We start from the raw sequence: 543 nt of genomic DNA, 5'->3' as shown, positions 1-543 counted from the left end.
TACATACCATAACAAACGCCGTGAAATGGGGCTTGGTCCAGTCGCACAACTTTCTCTGAAAGAAGCGCGCGAACTTGCCAAGCATTATAGTGCTATTCTCAGAGAAGGCAATGACCCTATTGTCTTTCGAGAACAAACCGTTTTAAAACAGCAAAGCAACATATTCAGTGAGATTGCAATTGCGGCTTTTGAAAGTAAAAAAGCAGAGTTAAAAAATGAAGGCAAAAATGGGCGTTGGTTTTCTCCGCTGGAATTGCACGTTATTCCACACATAGGCAGCCTCTCTATAGAAAAATTAACGGCTAATATCATTCGCAATGTTCTTGCGCCCCTTTGGCATGAAAAAGCAGATACAGCACGAAAAGCGTTAAACCGTATTAACATTTGCTTGAAATATGCGGCGGCTCTTGGTTTGGAAGTTGATCTACAAGCTTGTATGAAAGCACGCGCCCTTTTGGGAAAGCCCCGTACTACACCAACAAATATTCCTGCTATGCCATGGCAAGAAGTTCCGGCATTTTATCAGAATTTAGATGATAAGAT

At 42.0% G+C, this 543-nt stretch carries 1 protein-coding gene; it reads left to right on the top strand.

What is annotated here, in order from left to right; genetic code table 11:
- Positions 1-543 (top strand): tyrosine-type recombinase/integrase (locus tag ACFINU_RS10500; protein WP_375619095.1); only part of this gene is annotated, 543 nt, incomplete at both ends.

The organism is Bartonella sp. AC130YNZD (assembly GCF_042196865.1).
GTDB lineage: Bacteria > Pseudomonadota > Alphaproteobacteria > Rhizobiales > Rhizobiaceae > Bartonella.
Note: the sequence above shows the minus strand (reverse complement) of the source record. Positions and strands in the feature narration are given on the sequence as shown.